The organism is Aquimarina macrocephali, assembly GCF_051627225.1.
Classification (GTDB): Bacteria; Bacteroidota; Bacteroidia; order Flavobacteriales; family Flavobacteriaceae; genus Aquimarina; species Aquimarina macrocephali.
This window is the reverse complement of record NZ_CP151795.1, coordinates 4,807,657-4,827,397: the sequence shown is the minus strand read 5'-3', so window position 1 is coordinate 4,827,397 and position 19,741 is coordinate 4,807,657. Positions and strand designations below refer to the sequence as shown.

Below are 19,741 nucleotides of genomic sequence, written 5' to 3'. Positions count from 1 at the left end.
CAAAATTAAATATATAATAATATAAAAATGAAAATAGAAAAAGTAAACATCGACGACAAATTATCTCTCTTTTCTGATCATTGGAACCCTCGAATTGTTGGAGAACTTAATGGACAACATGTAAAATTAGTGAAGTTTAAAGGTGAGTTTGTATGGCATAAACATGATAACGAAGATGAAATGTTTTATGTTGTAAATGGTGAATTCAAAATGGAATTTCGTGATCGGACGGTACTTTTAAAACCTAATGAATTTTTGATCATCCCAAAAGGAACAGAACATAGACCTGTAGCAGATGAAGAAGTTTCTGTAATGCTCTTCGAACCCAATACTACAATCAATACAGGTAATACTCCTGGAAATTTGACACAAGATAAATTAGAAACTATCTAAAAGGAAAGCTTATGAAAATCTTAGTTATTGGTGCTACCGGAACAATAGGTAGTGCGATTTATAACACTCTCAAAAATGAGTATAGTGATGTATTTGGTGCTCATCGAAATAGCAAGTCCTACCCTATTGACATTACAGATAAAGCATCTATAAAAACGCTATTTGAAAAACTACCAAAAATAGATGCAGTAATTAATGCAGCAGGTACAGCTTCGTGGAAACCATTATCAGAATTAACAGAAGATGATTATTATATCGGGATACACAGTAAATTAATGGGACAAGTTAACCTTGTGCATATAGCAAAAGATTATGTAAATGACAATGCCTCAATAACTTTAACAACTGGTATTCTGGCAGAACATTATGAACCCAATGCCGTAGGATTATCACTAGTAAATGGTGCTTTGCATAGTTTTGTTAATGCCGCATCAAAAGAATTAGATCGTGGAATTAGGTTAAATGTTGTTGCTCCTGGTGCTATAGCAGGAGATTTTCCAGAGGATCAAAAATTTGCAGGATACTATCCGGTTCATATTAAAGATGTAGTGGATAGCTACAAACAAATATTTAATAACAATAACACAGGTACTATTTATAAAAAATATTAAAAATAAAACATTTAGGCTCATGAAAATTTCAATGTACCAAATCGATGCTTTTACCAAAACCTTATTTGGAGGTAATCCTGCTGCAATATGTCATTTACCACATTGGCTAGACGACAAAACTTTACAGAACATTGCAGTAGAAAACAATTTAGCAGAAACAGGATATTTTGTAAAAAAGGACGACATCTATGAAATAAGATGGTTTATGCCTCATGCCGAAATTGACTTGTGCGGTCATGCTACACTTGCATCGGCATATGTAATCTTTAACTATATTGATTCTTCTATCAACGAAATTACATTTTCTTCAAAAAGTGGGATTCTAAAAGCCAAAAAAGAAGACAATGGAGCAATTACACTAGATTTTCCTTCCAGACCACCAGAACCTATTGAAATTCCTTCTGAAATATACCAGGCTCTTAATGCAAAACCTATTGCTACTTTTGCTGCTCGTGATTTGGTAATCACGCTTTCATCTGAAGAAGAAATATTAAATGAGAACCCTAAACTCGATTTACTTAAGGATCTACCCTATTTATGTATCATTATCACTGCTGAAGGAAAACATGCTGATTTTGTTTCTCGTGTATTTGATGCAAATGGTATTATTCAGCCCGAAGATCCTGTTACAGGTTCTGCTCATACTTCTCTGGTACCGTTTTGGGCTAAAAAACTAGGAAAAAACAAACTTAAAGCTCAACAATTATCTGCTCGTAGAGGAGAATTAGATTGCAAACTAGATGGAAACCGTGTTTTCCTTAGCGGGCACTCGGTTCCATACTTGATCGGAGAAATTGAAATATAATCCCAGGAATTGTCATTGAAATAAAATCAGAATACTTAAAAAAATGAGTAGTACTCTTTGAAATTTATGCTTATGAAAACTATAGGATTGATTGGAGGAATGAGCTGGGAATCATCAGCTCTCTATTATGAATTGATTAATAAACGTGCAAAAAAACTTCTCGGAGGTTTTCATTCTGCCAAGTGTATTTTGGCTTCGGTTGATTTTTCCGAAATCGAAAACTTACAACGTAAAGATGATTGGGACGGATTAAACAAATTAATGATAAAATCCACAAAACAATTAGAAAACGCTGGAGCAGATTTGATAATTCTATGTACAAACACAATGCATTTATGTAGTGAAGAAATGATTAAAAATACTTCAGTCCCTTTTCTACATATTGCAAGTGCTACGGGTAAAAACATTAAATCTAAAGGATTAAAAAAGTTGGCTCTCCTAGGTACCAAATTTACGATGGAGAGAGATTTTTACAGAAACATCTTAAAAGAGTTTGATATTGAAATAATACTTCCAAATCAAAATGATCGGGAACTTATTCATGAGGTAATATATAAAGAACTGGTACTCGGAAACATTAAAGATAGTTCTAGAGAAGAATTCAAACGAATTATAAAAGCATTAGAGCATGAAGGTGCAGAAGGTGTAATTTTAGGATGTACAGAAATACCGTTATTGATCAAACAAGATGATGTTGATATTCCAGTATTTGATACCACAAAAATTCATGCAGAAAGTGCCGTTGAAATAGCCTTACAATATTAATATAGCCTATTACATCTGATAATAATTATATGACAACATTAAGAAACCGGCAGTGGATCTATACAAAAAGACCAGAAGAGATAGTAGATAATAGTCATTATACCATGAAAGAGGGAACCATTTCTATGTCTTATCTTAAACCTGGTGAAGTACTAATTAAATCAGAATTTTTTAGTATTGATCCATATATGCGTATTCAACAATCCAATAAAAATACTTGGGAAAGCCCCCACCCTTTAAATATTGTTCAAGGCGGAGCGGTAGTTGGCCAAATAATAGCTATAAATGATTCTAATACCTCTCTTAAAATTGGTGATTGGGTATTATCATACACAGGTTGGCAAGAATATGCTATTGCAGAGGTTAATAGTCTTCGGAAATTAGACCCAAACCAAACCTCTGTAACCACTGCATTAGGAGTCTTAGGAATGCCTGCACGTATTGCATATTTTGGATTAATTGAAGCTGGAAAACCTAAAACAGGAGAAACCATTGTCGTGTCAGGTGCCTCTGGAGCAGTTGGACAAATTGTTGTACAGATAGCAAAATTAAAAGGATGTAAAGTGGTAGGTATAGCAGGATCAGATAAAAAAACCAAATATCTACAAGATGAATTGGGGGTAGATGCTATAATTAACTATAAAAAACACCCCTCGGCTATAGAAATGAAAAATGAACTTTCTAGAATATGCCCAGAAGGAATAGATATATATTATGATAATGTAGGAGGCTTTATCACCGATGCTATATTCGAACTAATAAATATTAATGCAAGGATCATAATTTGCGGTCAAATTTCACAATATTCAAGAGGGCTGGACAATCCAGAATTAGGGCCTCGGTTTTTACATAAACTACTATATAAGAGAGCCACAATACAGGGAGTATTAGCAAGAGATTACAACCATAAAATGGATCAAATGCTTAAAGAAATGACTCCATGGGTAATCAGTAAATCATTAAAATATAAAGAAACAATCATTGAAGGGTTTGAAAACCTGCCCAGTGCTCTTAATATGCTTTTCCATGGTAAAAATATGGGGAAATTAATTGTAAAAGTATAATTACCATTAATCATCCATAAATAGCTGATTAATTTTAGCTCTCAATTTTCGCTTATAGTCTTCCTCTAACCAATCTCTATAGTTTTTAGTACTTTTACTAATACAATAAGAATATCTACGTACACGAAATTCTATATCCTGATCTAAAAGTTTACTTAAAATTCGTGCATCAAAAACATCTTCGCTATTTTGTACACACATTATAGCATGTTGTTCTATAGATTTTTCGAGAACCGTTAAGCTTCTATGTCCGTGGCGTTTTGTTTTTGCATATTCTTCTTCGATATCAAACTCAACATTTTCAGATTTTAGAAATTCTTTTCTTAACTCCTCTGGCAATACATATTTAAAATTGCGTTCTATCTCCTCATCCCCAACCAGATTATCATAATAGAAATCTGGTGACCTAAAAATAGATTGCCAATCAATATCAGAATTCCATAACCCAAATCTTGCAGTATTATTTCCTAAATCGATTATTGAAAATTCTGGTTTAACAGGTAATATACGAGATCCCCTACCGATCATCTGAAAATATAAAGTAAGTGATTTTGTTGCCCTGTTAAGAATAATACTTTCTACCGTAGGTTCATCAAATCCAGTAGTAAGAATACTAACAGAAGTAAGAATAGCATCATTTGTTGTTTTAAACCATGCTAATATATCTTCTCTTTCTTGCTTACTATTTGTATTATCGAGGTGACGAATAGGATATCCTGCCCTTTTAAAAGCCTCATATACATAAATAGAGGTATTAATCCCATTGTTAAAAATCAATGTCTTTTTACCTTTTGATCTTTCTTCATAAGCATGTAATAACTTATCCTGCATTAACATATTGGTATACAGGTCTTCTGAAGATTTTACAGTATAGTCACCATTCATTCCTATTTTTAGAGATCCTAATCCAACATCATAGGTATAAATTACAGGCTTAGCCAGGAATCCACTATTAATTAATGAACTGATTGTATCCCCTACAATTAATTCATTATAATTATCCTTCATCGGGAGTTTCATATTTGAACTAAGCGGTGTAGCCGTTACTCCAAGGATAAAACAATTTTTAAAAAATCTAAAAAGCTTTCTAAATGAATTATAGTGAGCTTCATCAATAATCACCATTCCTATATTGTGCAGTTCTAAATGATCATCATTAAGCCTGTTGTTAAGAGTCTCCACCATCGCAACAAAACACATATATTCATTTTGGTCATCGAGCTCCTTAACAGAGCTGTTTATGATTTTATTCTTTACCCCAAACTCGGTTAACATTTTCGAGGTTTGGCCACAGAGTTCAATTCGATGAGTAAGGACAACCACTTTTTTTCTAGTGGACTTTATATACCGTCTTACAATTTCAGAAAAAATAACCGTCTTTCCTCCTCCGGTAGGAAGTTGATACAACAGATTATATTTTTGGGAAAACTCTTTTAGACGACTAAATATCTTATCTATATCCCGCTTCTGATAATCGTAAAGTACTTTTTGTTCTTTTTTATCTACCCCTTTGGGTTGTAATCCCATGTATCTCCTATTAAAAAAATAAACTACAAAATTAAACACTTTTAAAGGTTATATGAAAGAATTAAGGAGATATATTTAATCTATTTATATTTTATTCTTTACTATCTTATTAGAATTCACATAAGTTCTATACATATATAAAAAGTAAACATTTTTTGTTTCTTTACATTTTTCAAAAAATGTTAATTTATCATAATTATATATTTCAAGAACAGTTGTTATTTTAATTTTACCCTTTCAATTAAATATCTATTTAATGGCTAAAGCAGACAAAGACCTAATTCCTGTACAGGCACTTTTAATCCCTAAATCTATAGTATATACTGCAAAAATATTGAATTGGATATCTCCTTTTCTGGCATCTAGATTTGCAGCCAGAATATTTTTAACACCTTTCGGTTATAAAATGCCCGATAGAGAAAAGGTGATGTATGAGAAGAGTAAAAAAGAAAGAATTCTAATAAAAAAAATTAATAGAGAGGTCATCATTTATAATTATGGAAATTCTAATAAAAAAATTCTTCTGGCTCATGGTTGGTCTGGAAGCGGTACACAGCTTTCAAAAATTGCAGATCAATTATTAGAAAACGGATATAGTACTGTAAGCTTTGATGCTCCGGCACATGGCCATGCTCCTGGAAAAAGAAGTATGTTACCCTTTTTTATCGAAACAATAAACCAATTAGAAAAAACTCATGGTCCGTTTAAAGCTGCAATAGGACATTCATTAGGAGGAATGTCATTATTAAGAACTACCCGATTTGGATTACAAATCAAATCCTTGGTCATCATTGGTACCGCCAATAGCATCACTGCAATCACTAAAAATTTTGCAAAGAATCTACAATTAGATCAAAAGGTGGGGCGTTTATTAAAAACATACTTTGATAAAAAGTATGGAGAAGATCTTGATAATTACTCGGGAGCGACTTCTGCCGCAGGAGTAAAAATACCTACTCTTGTAATACATGATAAAAATGATGTTGATGTACATTACAGTGCAGCACATGAAATCGTTAATAATTTAGAGAATGGACAACTGTTAATTACAGAACAACTAGGCCATCGAAAAATTTTAGGAGACCAAGAAGTAATATCCAAAATCATAGAATATATTTTGGAATAGTTATTGATCAGTTATTGTTAGCCAGTTTATACGACTACTTAGGTATAACTTTAATTAAAAATTAGAAAAAACTATGAAACGTTTTATTTTATTATGTATTAGTGTTCTGGCTATTAGTTGCACAGGTACGGCACAAAAAGAAGGTAAAAAGGATAGTAAAGTCTATGCAGTCTCTAAAACCAATGCAGAATGGAAAAAGGTTCTAACCTCAGAACAATACTATATTCTTAGACAAGCAGGAACAGAAAGACCATTCTCTAGCCCTCTAAACAAATTGTATACTCATGGCACATTTCATTGTGCTGCATGTAATACACCATTATACGAAAGTAAATACAAATTTGATAGCGGAACAGGTTGGCCAAGTTTTGATCGTGCAATAGAAGGAAGTATCGATAACGATATAGATCATAAATTAGGATATGCTAGATCCGAGCTACTATGTGGGACATGTGGAGGACATTTGGGCCATGTATTTAGTGACGGTCCCAGAGAAACAACAGGAATGAGACATTGCATTAATGGTGATGCTCTAGTGTTTAAATCTAATGAATCAAAAAATGAGTAAATATCCAATAGAAAAATCTGAAGCCGAATGGAAAGAGAAGCTTACAGAAGAGCAATATAAAATATTAAGACAAAAAGGAACCGAAAGGCCATTTACCGGGGAATACAACATGCATTTTGAAGATGGAGCATATACCTGCATGGCTTGTGATGTACCTCTATTCAAAAGTGTTTCTAAATTTGATTCGGGATGTGGCTGGCCAAGTTTTGATGAATCAATAGAAGGAAGTGTAGAATATATAAAAGATACATCCCACGGTATGATACGCACAGAAATATTATGTGCTAATTGTGGTAGTCATTTAGGCCATGTATTTAATGATGGTCCAACAACTACAGGTCAACGCTATTGTGTAAACTCTATTAGTATAGACTTTAATAAAAAATAAATCGATAATAAATAAAATTTAGAATTCATGAGAAAAATTTTCGCACTACTATGTCTAGCCACATTTATATTTACATCTTGCTCTAGCGATGATGATACAGATTTTGATACTATTGCAAACACCTTTGAAGTAACAGGAACATTTAATACTGCTAATAATTTTCGGATTGAAGCTGTGGTACCTGATAATGTTAATGTATTAGACTCAGATGTTGCGTTAGTTTATATATTAGATCCTGAAAAATCTACAGCTCAAGTTGATGTATGGGAACCACTACCAAGGACTTTTTTCTTTGCTCCTGGAGAATTTGCTCAATTTCAATTCAATTTTATTTTTAACGAAGCACAAAATATTGCGAGTATTGATATATTTATAGAGAGTGATGATCTAAATGCATTGGCCGCTGATATTACAGATAATCAATCTTTCAGGATTGTAGTTATACCTTCAACTTTTGCAAAAAATTCAAAAATAGATTTTTCTGATTTTAATACTGTAAAAAAAGCACTTAAACTGAAATTTTAAAGAAGTACATAATTCAATTATATTTCATATTAAGTACTGATTATAATAAAAAACATTAAAAATTAACACCACGGTTATATAACGTGGTGTTTTTTTGTCCTTTTTAATGAAAATCTTATTCTTAGGGAATACTTAAATCCTTTTTTGGTTAGCCGAATTATCCTTAAATTCGTGACTTCAAAAAATCGACATTTATGAACACATATGATATCATCGTTTTAGGAAGTGGTCCTGGGGGTTATGTAACTGCAATTAGAGCCTCGCAATTAGGGTTTAAAACCGCAGTAATTGAAAAAGAAAGTTTAGGCGGAGTATGCTTAAACTGGGGGTGTATTCCTACAAAAGCACTATTAAAAAGTGCTCAGGTATTCGAATACTTAAAACATGCTTCTGATTATGGACTTACTGTAGATAAATTTGACAAAGATTTTGATGCAGTTGTAAAACGTAGTCGTGGTGTAGCAGAAGGAATGAGCAAAGGAGTTCAGTTTCTTATGAAGAAAAATAAAATTGATGTTCTTGAAGGTTTTGGAAAATTAAAAGCCAGTAATAAAGTAACAGTAACAGATGCTGATGGAAAAGCTACTGATTATGAGGCAAAACATATCATTGTTGCTACAGGAGCCAGATCTAGAGAATTACCTAATTTACCACAAGATGGTAAAAAAGTAATTGGGTATAGAAAAGCAATGACATTAGAATCTCAACCAAAGAAGATGATTGTGGTTGGATCAGGAGCGATTGGAGTTGAATTTGCTCATTTCTATAATGCAATGGGTACAGAAGTTACTATCGTAGAATTTTTACCTAACCTTGTTCCTCTCGAGGATGTAGAAGTATCAAAGCAGTTTGAACGTAACTTCAAAAAAGCAGGAATTAAAGTAATGACTAATTCTTCTGTTGAAAGTGTAGATACAAGTGGTGATGGAGTAAAAGCAACAGTAAAAACTAAAAAAGGAGAAGAAATTCTCGAAGCAGATATTGTATTATCAGCTGTTGGTATTAAAACCAATATAGAAAATATAGGCTTAGAAGAATTAGGTATAGCTATAGATAGAGATAAAATTGTAGTAAATGATTGGTACCAAACCAATATCCCCGGAATTTATGCAATTGGTGATGTTGTTCCTGGTCCTGCCCTAGCCCATGTTGCTTCTGCAGAAGGAATTACATGTGTAGAAAAAATTGCAGGAATGCATGTAGAACCTATCGATTATGGAAATATCCCAGGATGTACATATGCTTCTCCAGAAATTGCTAGTGTCGGAATGACCGAAAAGCAAGCCAAAGAAGCTGGTTACGAATTAAAAGTTGGGAAATTTCCTTTTTCTGCCTCAGGAAAAGCCAGTGCAGCAGGAACTAAAGATGGTTTTGTAAAAGTGATTTTTGATGCAAAATACGGTGAGTGGTTAGGCTGTCATATGATTGGAGCCGGAGTTACCGATATGATTGCTGAGGCTGTATTAGGTAGAAAATTAGAAACTACTGGTCACGAAGTATTAAAAACGATCCACCCTCACCCAACAATGAGTGAAGCTGTAATGGAAGCTGTAGCAGATGCATATGATGAAGTAATTCATTTATAATACAACAGTACATATATTAAAAACGCCTTACTATTAAGATAGTAAGGCGTTTTTATATCAACAATTTTAACTAAAATTGATATTATATATTTGTCTTATTTTGTAGAAAAACTTTGTATTGCCAATATATAACTTTGTAAACCAAAGCCCAGAATAACACCTTCTGCATTAGGTGATATATAAGATTGATGTCTAAACTCTTCTCTACCAAAAGTATTTGATATATGAACTTCTACAACAGGAATTGATATTGCCTTTATAGCATCTCCAATACCAATAGAAGTGTGAGTATAAGCTCCCGCATTAAGGATAACTCCATCATATTGATCATCTGCTTCCTGTAGTTTAGTAATCAACTCCCCTTCTATATTAGATTGATAATAAGACAACTCTAGTGTAGAAAAATCAGATTGTAATTGAGCAAAGAACTCATCAAAAGTTTGATTTCCATACACCTCTGGTTCTCTTTTTCCAAGGAGGTTTAGATTGGGACCATTTATGATTAGTAATTTCACACGTTTATTTTTTTTAGTAATTAACTGACAATAAATCAATTATATATTATATTCTTATTACTCAATATTAGGTTCCTGTCTTCTGTTATTCTTAGTCTTGAACAAATACCCGACGGATAATTGCGCTACAGAATGCTTAAAATCTATATCCAATGTATCAATATCATTAATATTAGTTAACCCCAGATTATATCGTAATTGAAAAAACAAACCAGTCTCTGTCTTATATCCAGCCCCGAATCCCCAACTAAAATCAAAATTATTAAAAGAATCAAAGAATTCATCAGGAGTATCTTCTGCAGATTCTGTTGCATTTGCTAATATAGCCAGTTGCGGCCCTGTCTCTAAGCTAAATTTATTTGTAAAATAAAACTTAGCAATAATAGGCAGTGTCAAATAATTTAAACTAATCTTATTTTCTTCTCCACCATCATCAACTTTATATCCTTGTGCTGTATACAACACTTCTGCCTGCACAAAAAATCGTTGAGATATAGGGAACTCTACTACAGCACCCAAATGCATTCGTACTCTTGCATCTGTGTTTTTTATATCTCCAGTTATATTCGCATAATTAGCTCCAAATTTAAATCCTGCACGAGTATACAATTCTTCACTCTCTTGTTGAGCATATAAAGATGTGATCATCATCATGAGGGTGGAAACAATAAGAAAAAATTTCTTCATCATATATAAATACTATTACTATTCAAAAGTAGTTTTATTTTTTAAAAAACCTGAATCTGTAAACAAAAAAAGCATTATAACATTTCTAAATACCCCTAAGCAATATTATCAATAAGGCTATAAAACTTATGTTCTATTAAAAATCGATGTGTTTTATTCTCTAATTATAATCAAAAATACGTTCAAAAAATATTAAGAACTAATTAACTTTTTGTTCTGGCAAATTAAATAGTTTAGCGGCAAACTTTAAACCAACAGTAATTATGAAAAAAATTGCATTAACTACTTTAGCAGTAGTAAGTTTTGTCTTTGCAAGTGCTCAAAACAATGATCAAACTACTAAAGGAAAATGGTTAATCGAAGCTAATACTAATTTCGGTGCAGCAAGTGCTTCTAATACGAGTATTCAATTTACAAGTTTTTCTGATGATGGAGGATCAGTAATTAATATTGGTGCAGAAGTAGGCTATTTTATAATGGATGATTTAGCTCTAAAAATTGGTTTGGGATATGGATCAATAGACAAAGGTGGTGATTCAGAATCTTTAGATTCCTTTTCTTATAAAATAGGGGCCAAATATTATATTATTGGGAGGATTCCTGTGCAGATCGATTATAATGGTGCAAGTACAGACCAAAACCAAGATCCATCCTATTTTGGTGCTCAGGGAGGTTATGCTTTTTTTCTAGGAGATAAAGTAAGTATTGAACCTGGATTGCGATACAATTTTAGCTTGGATGATCGGTTTCATGCTGATGCCTTCCAATTAAACATAGGGTTTGTATTACATCTATAAAAACATTGATTTATTATTTCAAAACCATCTCAAAGTAAATTGGGATGGTTTTCTTTTATATCATATCTTAGTATTAATGAAATGGGATCACGCAATAAAAGACTACAACCATTATTTAAAAATCGAAAGAGGATTATCTGAAAACTCAATTGTTAATTATACTCTTGATATTCAGAGGTTATTAAAATTTCTCGAGCATCAAGATATAACAACTACTCCCCTTTCTATTGAAAAAGATATACTTCAGCAATTTATTTTTGAAACAGCAAAACTGGTTAATCCCCGTTCACAATCAAGAATTATTTCTGGATTAAAAAGTTTCTTTAATTATCTTGTATTTGAAGACTATAGAGAAACCAACCCTATGGAACTCATAGAATCACCAAAAATAGGAAGAAAACTACCCGATACGTTATCTGTAGAAGAAATAGATCTCATTATTGCTCAAATCGACCTTGGCAAACCAGAAGGAGAACGTAATCGCGCAATTATAGAAACTCTCTATGGATGCGGTTTAAGGGTAAGTGAGCTAATAACCTTAAAAAATCCAGTCTTTTTTTTGATGAAGGGTATATTAGTGTTACCGGGAAAGGCGATAAACAACGCTTTGTACCTATAGGAGAAACTACTCAAAAATATATTGATATTTATACCACCGAAATTCGTAATCATATTGATATTAAAAAAGGACATGAAGACACCTTGTTTTTAAACAGAAGAGGGAGACAACTCACCCGAGCAATGATTTTTACTATCATAAAGCGATTGGTAGAAAAAGCAGGGATCCACAAACAGGTTAGTCCTCACACTTTCAGGCATTCTTTTGCTACTCATCTTTTAGAGAATGGTGCCGATTTAAGAGCTATTCAATTAATGCTAGGTCATGAAAGTATTACAACTACAGAAATATATATGCATATAGATCGAAGCCACTTAAGCGAGGTTATACATAGTTTTCATCCAAGGAGATAATATGAACATAAACCTGAAAAGAATATCTATATTTCTGATACTATTCTTAAGCAGCGCTATAGTACTCGCACAACGATTACATGCAGATGGTGGTATTCTTCTAAAAGCGGAAATTACTATAGGTAATCAAAATCAATGGCTACAACTTGGAGTATTTGGATTCGGAACAATGAATTATGGTGATATTTCTATAGAAAGCGGTTTATCTATCGCATCTTATACGTTTTTAAAACGGCATACTGTCAAAATGCCTGGCTTAGCATATTCCTATGATTTTTTTGCTCTGGGCGGAATAGGAAAAAATAGTAATTTATTAGGATCATCTGTTTCAACGACCAATACCTCAATAATATTTAATCCAACAGGAAAAGGTGGGTTCAAAGGACTCGGGTTTGGGTTTGGCAAAGATTACCTCCCAAAAGAGTTAAAATCGTATGGGTTAAAAAGAGGCGCATTTTTGATGCGATTTAGCAATGCTGATCATAATATCCACCTTGCTTTTTTAAATGATTTCAAAATCGGTTGGTTTAGTGGTTCGGGAACCGATTATGGCGTTACAGGTTCTTTAAATATTGGGTTTACCAAAATACAGAATCCAACAAGAATATATCGATTGGGTTTTGGAGTTGATCTTTTTACTCCAAGACCGGATTACAGTAAATCTCCCAGAAATAAAATAAACTCTGATGATGGTCGCAAAAATGTATGGTTTACATTACCTCCATATACAGATTTATTTTACAGTAACCTTTATAGTTACGGTACGTTTCAGGATGCCAATTATACTATACACGCCAAATTTGGAATCAATAGTCAAAAAGCAGGCACGTATATACAAAACACATTACATGATGGTATTGGATTAAACCCTCGTTTCCCCTGGAAGGTAGAAACAAAAGATAAGATGTTTATAGAAATTAGTGGGGCTTTACTTCTCAAAGAGACTACAGATGAATAATAAATTAAACATATACTATTACTTAGTCTTATTGGTATTATGTAGTGGCTGTAACACCTATACCACGTTTTATAGCAAAACCTATACGGCTAACTCTATCAATGATACTTCTAAAGTATATCGTCTGGATCTTAGTAATCAAAATCTTGAGATTTTACCAAATTATGTGACCAATTATAAAGATCTAAAAATGATAGATCTTAGTAATAACCCGAACCTAAAACTAGATCAAGTATTTAAAAAATTAAATCTATTAGTCAGGCTTGAAGTTTTAAATCTAGATAACATGAATATTTCTACTTTACCCGAATCTATTAAAATGTTATCTCACTTAAAACAAATTTCTATAGCTCATAATCCTAATTTAAACCTAGAACGCACTTTTGATCTTATCTCTGAACTTCCTATTGAATTTATAAATTTAAAAGGAAATAATATAGAAGAACTTCCTGGTAATATCAGCAAACTACATACATTAAAAGATGTAAACTTATCGTATAATAAATTAAAAGGAAAAGAGAGTTATATTCATTTAGGAGCATTACCTCGGCTATATTCTTTATGGTTAGATCATAATGATCTGGATGAATTACCAGTTACAATAGGTTTATTAGATCAGGTACACTTTCTATATATTGATCATAACAATTTAAAAGTACTGCCAAATGAGATGTCTGAAATGAAAAAAACATGGGTTGTACATGCTGGATATAATAAGTTTCGGGAATTACCCGAAGTATTCACCAAAATGCGATCTCTGTTTATGACACATGTTAATAACAATAATATTCAATCGATTCCCGAAGTTTATAGTACACAAAAATACACCTTATCCGGGCTCATTTTAGACAACAATCCCATTAATAAAACAGAAAAAAGAAAAGCTCAAAAGTTATTTAAAGGGTTCTTTCTACTCTCCTTCGAACAGAAAAAACAATAAAAAACTCTTACTACGAGAGTAAGAGTTTTTTATATTAGGTATATCTATTTTAAAATATTAATTCGGTCTCTTCACAATTCCTGAAGGAACAACAGTATTAGACAACATCGTTACAGGGTTTCCAGATCCAGTTGTAATTCCTGCAGTTGCGCTAAGTGGTGATATAAAAAATGGTTTAGGGTCACCATCTGCTATAGGCTCAACTGTAATAAACACTTTTTTGCTTGTTACCGCAGCAGGAAGTGTAATTCCAGTAATAGGAACTTGGGTAGGTAAAACAAGAAAATCTTCTCCAGGAAATGCAGGAACAGTTCCTCCTGAACCTTTAAAGAAATTTCCATCATCAACACCACTAACATTAGAAAAAGTCCCTGTAGATAAAATTTGAGTACCAAAATCCACCCAACCTTCATACTTCCATCCGCTAGCTAGAGCAGGAAGAGATAAACCAGGAGCAGTATCACCATTCATAAACCAAACACCAAACTCATCATTACCATTATCCACGCCTCCAGCATTGTCTGTAGGAGTTGCTAAGAAAAACTGACCTGATGTATTAGAAAGATCAGCAACTACTGGTAGAAAAGTAAGTTGTGCAGAATTACCATTAAAATTACCGGTCAAAATTTTTGTATCAGAAGGTCCATTATCGACATCTCCCACTGGCTCTATAGTTACTATAAACTGAGTTGCACTTGCAAGATCGGATGCAAATACGTCTAAACGAACCACTCCTTCGGGGTTAGTAAATTTTACAGTACTAACAGGTTGTCCATTAACAATAATCCATCCTTGATAAGCAGTTCCTCCTGTAAGAGGCTTTAATCCGATCGTCTCTAATTCTATTGTGGCAACTGCTGGACCGTCATCATCATTAGAGCACGAATTGAATAGCGCTCCAAAAAATAGAACCGCTATAAATAATTTTGTTTTTGTCATCACTTTGCTTTTTAATTATCTTTCAAATGTAATTAGATTACAATAAAATTAACTCCAAAATACTTACAAAATTGTATATGAAAACATATTCTTCCTATGTTAAAATATATTCATTATTTCCCTTGCTGTCCTTCAACATTGGGTGTTTTAAATAATTCTATAAAAGCTGGACCTATATGAGATATGATTTCACCCGCAATCAACCCTTCAAAACCTGTTTTTTGAACGGCTATATCTCCAGAGCTTCCATGTAAATAGACTCCAAAAACTGCAGCATGCAGAGGATCATAACTTTGAGATAGCAAACCAGTAATCATCCCTGTAAGCACGTCACCGCTTCCTGCTGTAGCCATTCCCGGGTTTCCTGTATTATTTACATATAATTGATCTTCATATACAGTGATGGAGTTTGCTCCTTTAATAATTACAATACAATCATATTGTTTTGAAAATGCTTTTGTTTTTTTAATTTTATCAAAATCACCTTTCCATTTACCGACTAATCGTTCTAACTCCTTTGGGTGAGGTGTTAAAATAGTTTTCTTAGGTAGTTTCTCAAGAAGTTCAGTATTTTTTGCCAAAATATTGATCCCATCAGCGTCTATCACAAGAGGAGATTCATTTTCCTTTAAAAATTCTTCAAAGGCATTAACTGTTTTTTCATCGGTGCCAAGACCTATTCCAATCCCTATAGCTGCAGGCTTAAAATCCAAAGTGATTTCTTCTAATTCATCATCACTATCTGCAATAACCATTGCTTCTGGAACAGCCGTCTGCAGCACTTCATACCCACATTCGGGGATATATGCAGTAACTAAGCCAGCTCCTGTCTTTAAGGCAGCTTTAGTTGCCAAAACCATACTTCCTATCTTACCATAGCTCCCTCCTATCATTACAGAATGTCCATAAGTACCTTTATGACTAAACTTATGTCTTGGTCGATATAATGGCAATACTTCATTTTTATTAATCAAGACTCCGACACCCGGGTTTTGCATTAAAAAACTTCGGTCCAACCCAATATCAATCACTTGCAGGTCTTGTGTATACATACCCGTTTCTGGTAAAAAGAAAACAAGCTTTGGTAATTGAAATGTAACTGTAACGTTTGCAAAAATTACTCCTTCAGGATTGTCTGGTGCTTTATCAGAATATAAACCCGAAGGAATATCTATAGAAAGTGTAAAACATCCCGAAGTATTAAGGTGTTTGATTAAAGAAACCACCCAGGGCACCAAAGGTCTGTTAAGTCCAATACCAAAAATGGCATCAATAACTATATCCTCTCGTTTAAGTTGAGGAAAATCCTCTTCGCATTTAAGCTGGATAGGCCAATCTTTACTAATTTCTTTTAATCGATCATAGTTAGATAGAAACTCCTTCGATCTATTATCGCTAAAATTTACGATGTAAGTTTTTACATTATACCCATGTTCTAACAATAATCTCGAAACTACTAGTCCGTCTCCTCCATTATTCCCAATACCACAAAAAACATGGATCATAATTGGAGATCCTTGTAATCTGCTATGAATCAAATTAAAAATTTGTGTTGCAGCACGCTCCATCAATTCTAATGATGTGATCTTAGCAGCTACCATTGTAGCTTCATCTGCCATACGCATTTGTTGCGCAGAAAATATTTTCATCTATCTATATGTATTAATATTTATTCATGTTTTTATCCTAGAGGTTCCTTTAAGAACCTTCAACAAACTGGTAATCCTTCCTCAAAGACCCTAAATACAATTTTAATCGTGCCTGTTTCATACTTTTTCTAAGAATTACATAATGAAACAAGTTATTAATTATTGAATTAGTAAAAATTTAAGGATGCAGTTAATTTAATTTTCTTTAAAAGTAAAAAATTATACATTTGAACACGCAAAGTAAAGCAAACAAATGTTTAGTACCATTTTCTTATTGGCTTTATTATTTACCTTAGGAACGATTATCGTATCTGAGGCTTCTTCTATTACAACAGGTACTATTACTATTATTACCCTTAGGGGTTAGTTCATTTATATATTACCACCGCACCACATACGTAATTCACAAAAAAAGAATTACCAGCAAAGCTTTTATTAATAATTTCAACTTAAAAAATACAATATATCATGAACGTTCTAAAATTTGGAGGTTCTTCTGTCGCTAATGCATCGACCATAGAAAGTGTAATAGAAATCATAAAACAACAATCTCAAAAGCAATCTTTATATGTAGTAGTTTCTGCAATGGGCGGAATTACCGACTTACTGTTACAAGCAGGAGAAGAAGCTTCTGCTAACAATGAAAACTATAAAAACACACTGGCAGAAATAGAGAAAAGGCATTTTGAAGCTGTAAAAACTCTTATCCCTGTAGTATCCCAAAGTGCAATAATTAGTAAGGTGAAAGCCGAACTTAACACTTTGGAATCATTGTGTGAAGGCGTATACTTATTAAGTGAATTATCTCTTAAGACAGCTGCCGTAATTGCAGGTTTTGGAGAGATGCTCTCTTCTTATATTATCACCGAAGCAGCCAAAATAAAAGGCTTAGATATCGTTTTAAAAGATTCTAGAGAACTAATCGTTAAAACAATTAATTCTAAAGTCGTAATTGATTATAAAGAGACCAATACCAGAATCAAAGAATTTGCAAATAATAGTACGCATAAAGTAAGTCTTTTTCCCGGTTTTGTTGCAAGAACAAAGGATGGCGAACCAACTACACTAGGAAGAGGGGGCTCTGATTTTACAGCAGCTATTCTGGCAGCAGCTATTGATGCATGTGAATTACAAATCTGGACAGATGTAAGTGGTTTATATACCGCCAACCCAAAATTAGTAAAACAAGCTAAACCTGTACATCATATTTCATATCAGGAAGCTATGGAACTTTCTCATTTTGGAGCTAAAGTAATCTACCCTCCTACCATACATCCTGTATTAGAAAAGAATATTCCGATAGTTATTAAAAATACTTTTAAACCCAAAGATCAAGGAACTCTTATTACACGAAAGGTAGATGAAAGAAAAAAACCAGTAACCGGGATTAGTCATATTGATAGTATCGCGATCATTTCTCTGGAAGGTAGCGGCATGGTTGGCATTCCTGGATTTTCTAAACGCCTATTCGAAGCGTTATTTTTAGAAAATATAAATGTTATTCTTATTACACAAGCTTCCTCTGAGCATTCTATATGTCTTGCCGTTGAAGCTTCTGAAGCAGAGAAAGCCAAAACCATTTTGGATACTACATTCGAATTCGAGATTTCTAAGTACAAACTAGACCCTGTAAAAATAGAAAATGATGTAGCTATCGTTGCATTGGTTGGTGATAATATGTATCACCATCAGGGGTTAAGTGGTAAAATGTTTAGTACACTAGGTAAAAACAATGTAAATATTAGAGCTATCGCCCAAGGAGCTTCAGAAAAGAATATTTCTGTAGTCATAGCAAAAAAAGACATTAAAAAAGCTCTTAATATATTACATGAACGATTTTTTGAAGTAAAAACTAAACAATTAAACCTATTTATAACTGGTGTAGGAAACGTAGGTAGTAAACTAATCGAACAACTTCAACAACAAAATAAATACCTAAAAGATAAACTACGCCTTAAAATTCGAGTAGTTGGCATGTCAAATTCCAGAAACATGATCTTTAATGAAGATGGAATTGATCTTGATTCCTGGCAAGAAATACTTCCAAAAGGAGAAAAGGCGAATGCAGAATCATTTTTCGCCAAGGCAAAAGAAATGAATCTACGTAATTCTATCTTTGTAGACAATACTGCAAATCCCAATATTGCTAAGATTTATAAACATTACCTGGCAGAAAGTATGGCTGTAGTAACTTGTAACAAAATTGCATGTGCCGATGAATATTCGAATTATGAAGAATTACAAGATCTCTCCAGAAAATTTAATGCTCCGTTTTTATATGAAACCAATGTTGGAGCAGGTTTACCTATAATCGATACTCTTAATAATTTAATTGCCTCTGGAGATAATATTCACAAAATACAAGCTGTATTATCAGGCAGTCTTAATTTTGTATTTAATAATTATACAGAAGAAGTTACTTTTCATGATATTGTAAAACAGGCTCAGCAAGAAGGATACACAGAACCAGATCCAAAGATTGATTTAAGTGGTGTTGATGTGGCTCGAAAAATCCTGATCCTTGCTCGTGAAAGTGAAAAAATTATGGAGCTTGAAAATATCGAGAATGAAGCATTTCTTCCTCAGGAAAGCTTAGAAACCAAAAGTGTAGATGAATTCTTTAATTCGCTAGCCCAAAATGAGGAACATTTTAAGGAAATTCTGGCAGAGGCTAACAAAAAAGAATGTCGATTAAAATATGTCGCGCAATACGAAGCAGAAAATGCTAAAGTAGGATTGCAGCATATACCAGCCGATCATCCCTTTTATAATCTGGAAGGAAGTGATAATATTGTACTTTTTTATACAGATCGATATCCAAAACAACCTTTGATAGTTAAAGGAGCCGGAGCTGGAGCCGAAGTTACTGCTTCTGGTATCTTTGCAGATATCATAAGAATTGGCAAAAGTAAATAATATGAAATCA

At 33.0% G+C, this 19,741-nt stretch carries 19 protein-coding genes and 1 pseudogene; 15 read left to right on the top strand and 5 right to left on the bottom strand.

Annotation, left to right across the window (positions count from 1 at the left end):
- Window positions 1–27 precede the first annotated feature (27 nt).
- The 5 genes from AAFU52_RS21410 (at window position 28) to AAFU52_RS21390 (ending at window position 3,638) form a co-directional block, all read left to right on the top strand.
- The gene (locus tag AAFU52_RS21410) at window positions 28–393 is read left to right on the top strand and encodes a cupin domain-containing protein (protein ID WP_035091451.1); all 366 of its coding nucleotides are present in this window, start codon (window positions 28–30) and stop codon (window positions 391–393) included.
- 11 nt (window positions 394–404) lie between these two features.
- Window positions 405–1,004 carry a short chain dehydrogenase gene (locus AAFU52_RS21405; protein ID WP_024770085.1) on the top strand — a complete coding sequence of 200 codons (600 nt, stop codon included), beginning with the start codon at window positions 405–407 and terminating at the stop codon, window positions 1,002–1,004.
- A gap of 19 nt (window positions 1,005–1,023) precedes the next feature.
- Window positions 1,024–1,809 carry a PhzF family phenazine biosynthesis protein gene (locus tag AAFU52_RS21400; protein WP_024770084.1) on the top strand — a complete coding sequence of 262 codons (786 nt, stop codon included), beginning with the start codon at window positions 1,024–1,026 and terminating at the stop codon, window positions 1,807–1,809.
- Window positions 1,810–1,881: 72 nt separating this feature from the next.
- A complete protein-coding gene (locus AAFU52_RS21395; protein WP_024770083.1) occupies window positions 1,882–2,574 on the top strand; it encodes an aspartate/glutamate racemase family protein in 693 nt (230 codons plus the stop codon).
- Between the two features lie 29 nt (window positions 2,575–2,603).
- A complete protein-coding gene (locus tag AAFU52_RS21390; protein ID WP_438423488.1) occupies window positions 2,604–3,638 on the top strand; it encodes an NADP-dependent oxidoreductase in 1,035 nt (344 codons plus the stop codon).
- A gap of 6 nt (window positions 3,639–3,644) precedes the next feature.
- Here AAFU52_RS21390 and AAFU52_RS21385 read toward each other — a convergent pair whose 3' ends face one another.
- Window positions 3,645–5,165: a DEAD/DEAH box helicase gene (locus tag AAFU52_RS21385; RefSeq protein WP_438423487.1), complete on the bottom strand. Its 1,521-nt coding sequence runs from the start codon at window positions 5,163–5,165 to the stop codon at window positions 3,645–3,647.
- Between the two features lie 256 nt (window positions 5,166–5,421).
- Between AAFU52_RS21385 and AAFU52_RS21380 the strand changes: the two genes are divergently transcribed.
- The 5 genes from AAFU52_RS21380 (at window position 5,422) to lpdA (ending at window position 9,358) form a co-directional block, all read left to right on the top strand.
- Window positions 5,422–6,291, top strand: a complete 870-nt coding sequence (locus AAFU52_RS21380; protein ID WP_024770080.1) for an alpha/beta fold hydrolase — start codon at window positions 5,422–5,424, stop codon at window positions 6,289–6,291.
- Window positions 6,292–6,364: 73 nt separating this feature from the next.
- Window positions 6,365–6,859, top strand: coding sequence for a peptide-methionine (R)-S-oxide reductase MsrB (gene msrB / locus AAFU52_RS21375; protein ID WP_438423486.1), 495 nt, complete (start codon window positions 6,365–6,367; stop codon window positions 6,857–6,859).
- A complete protein-coding gene (msrB, locus tag AAFU52_RS21370; protein ID WP_024770078.1) occupies window positions 6,852–7,247 on the top strand; it encodes a peptide-methionine (R)-S-oxide reductase MsrB in 396 nt (131 codons plus the stop codon). The genes msrB (AAFU52_RS21375) and msrB (AAFU52_RS21370) overlap by 8 nt, the downstream gene beginning before the upstream one ends.
- A 27-nt stretch (window positions 7,248–7,274) precedes the next feature.
- Window positions 7,275–7,772, top strand: a complete 498-nt coding sequence (locus tag AAFU52_RS21365) for a hypothetical protein (protein WP_024770077.1) — start codon at window positions 7,275–7,277, stop codon at window positions 7,770–7,772.
- A gap of 194 nt (window positions 7,773–7,966) precedes the next feature.
- Window positions 7,967–9,358: a dihydrolipoyl dehydrogenase gene (gene lpdA, locus AAFU52_RS21360; RefSeq protein ID WP_438423485.1), complete on the top strand. Its 1,392-nt coding sequence runs from the start codon at window positions 7,967–7,969 to the stop codon at window positions 9,356–9,358.
- A 95-nt stretch (window positions 9,359–9,453) separates the two neighbouring features.
- Here the strand turns inward: lpdA and aroQ are convergent, their stop codons facing one another.
- Entirely contained in the window at window positions 9,454–9,873 is a 420-nt protein-coding gene (gene aroQ / locus AAFU52_RS21355) for a type II 3-dehydroquinate dehydratase (protein WP_024770075.1), read from the bottom strand.
- 57 nt (window positions 9,874–9,930) lie between these two features.
- On the bottom strand, window positions 9,931–10,563 hold the full coding sequence (locus AAFU52_RS21350) for a porin family protein (protein WP_438423484.1): 633 nt from the start codon (window positions 10,561–10,563) through the stop codon (window positions 9,931–9,933).
- A 260-nt stretch (window positions 10,564–10,823) separates the two neighbouring features.
- Between AAFU52_RS21350 and AAFU52_RS21345 the strand changes: the two genes are divergently transcribed.
- From AAFU52_RS21345 to AAFU52_RS21330, 4 genes and pseudogenes are all read left to right on the top strand, one after another.
- Window positions 10,824–11,357, top strand: a complete 534-nt coding sequence (locus AAFU52_RS21345) for a hypothetical protein (protein ID WP_438423483.1) — start codon at window positions 10,824–10,826, stop codon at window positions 11,355–11,357.
- 76 nt (window positions 11,358–11,433) lie between these two features.
- Window positions 11,434–12,329: pseudogene (gene xerD, locus AAFU52_RS21340) on the top strand (site-specific tyrosine recombinase XerD).
- A gap of 1 nt (window position 12,330) precedes the next feature.
- On the top strand, window positions 12,331–13,287 hold the full coding sequence (locus AAFU52_RS21335; protein WP_438423482.1) for a hypothetical protein: 957 nt from the start codon (window positions 12,331–12,333) through the stop codon (window positions 13,285–13,287).
- Window positions 13,280–14,227 (top strand): leucine-rich repeat domain-containing protein, encoded by a 948-nt coding sequence (locus tag AAFU52_RS21330; protein WP_438423481.1) that lies wholly within the window; start codon window positions 13,280–13,282, stop codon window positions 14,225–14,227. The genes AAFU52_RS21335 and AAFU52_RS21330 overlap by 8 nt, the downstream gene beginning before the upstream one ends.
- A gap of 57 nt (window positions 14,228–14,284) precedes the next feature.
- Here AAFU52_RS21330 and AAFU52_RS21325 read toward each other — a convergent pair whose 3' ends face one another.
- Complete coding sequence (locus AAFU52_RS21325) at window positions 14,285–15,166, bottom strand: anti-sigma factor (protein WP_438423480.1); 882 nt, start codon at window positions 15,164–15,166, stop codon at window positions 14,285–14,287.
- A gap of 113 nt (window positions 15,167–15,279) precedes the next feature.
- Window positions 15,280–16,815 carry an NAD(P)H-hydrate dehydratase gene (locus tag AAFU52_RS21320; RefSeq protein ID WP_438423479.1) on the bottom strand — a complete coding sequence of 512 codons (1,536 nt, stop codon included), beginning with the start codon at window positions 16,813–16,815 and terminating at the stop codon, window positions 15,280–15,282.
- Between the two features lie 468 nt (window positions 16,816–17,283).
- Here AAFU52_RS21320 and thrA point away from each other — a divergent pair, with 468 nt between their 5' ends.
- Window positions 17,284–19,731: a bifunctional aspartate kinase/homoserine dehydrogenase I gene (thrA, locus tag AAFU52_RS21315; RefSeq protein WP_438423478.1), complete on the top strand. Its 2,448-nt coding sequence runs from the start codon at window positions 17,284–17,286 to the stop codon at window positions 19,729–19,731.
- Window positions 19,732–19,741 lie beyond the last annotated feature (10 nt).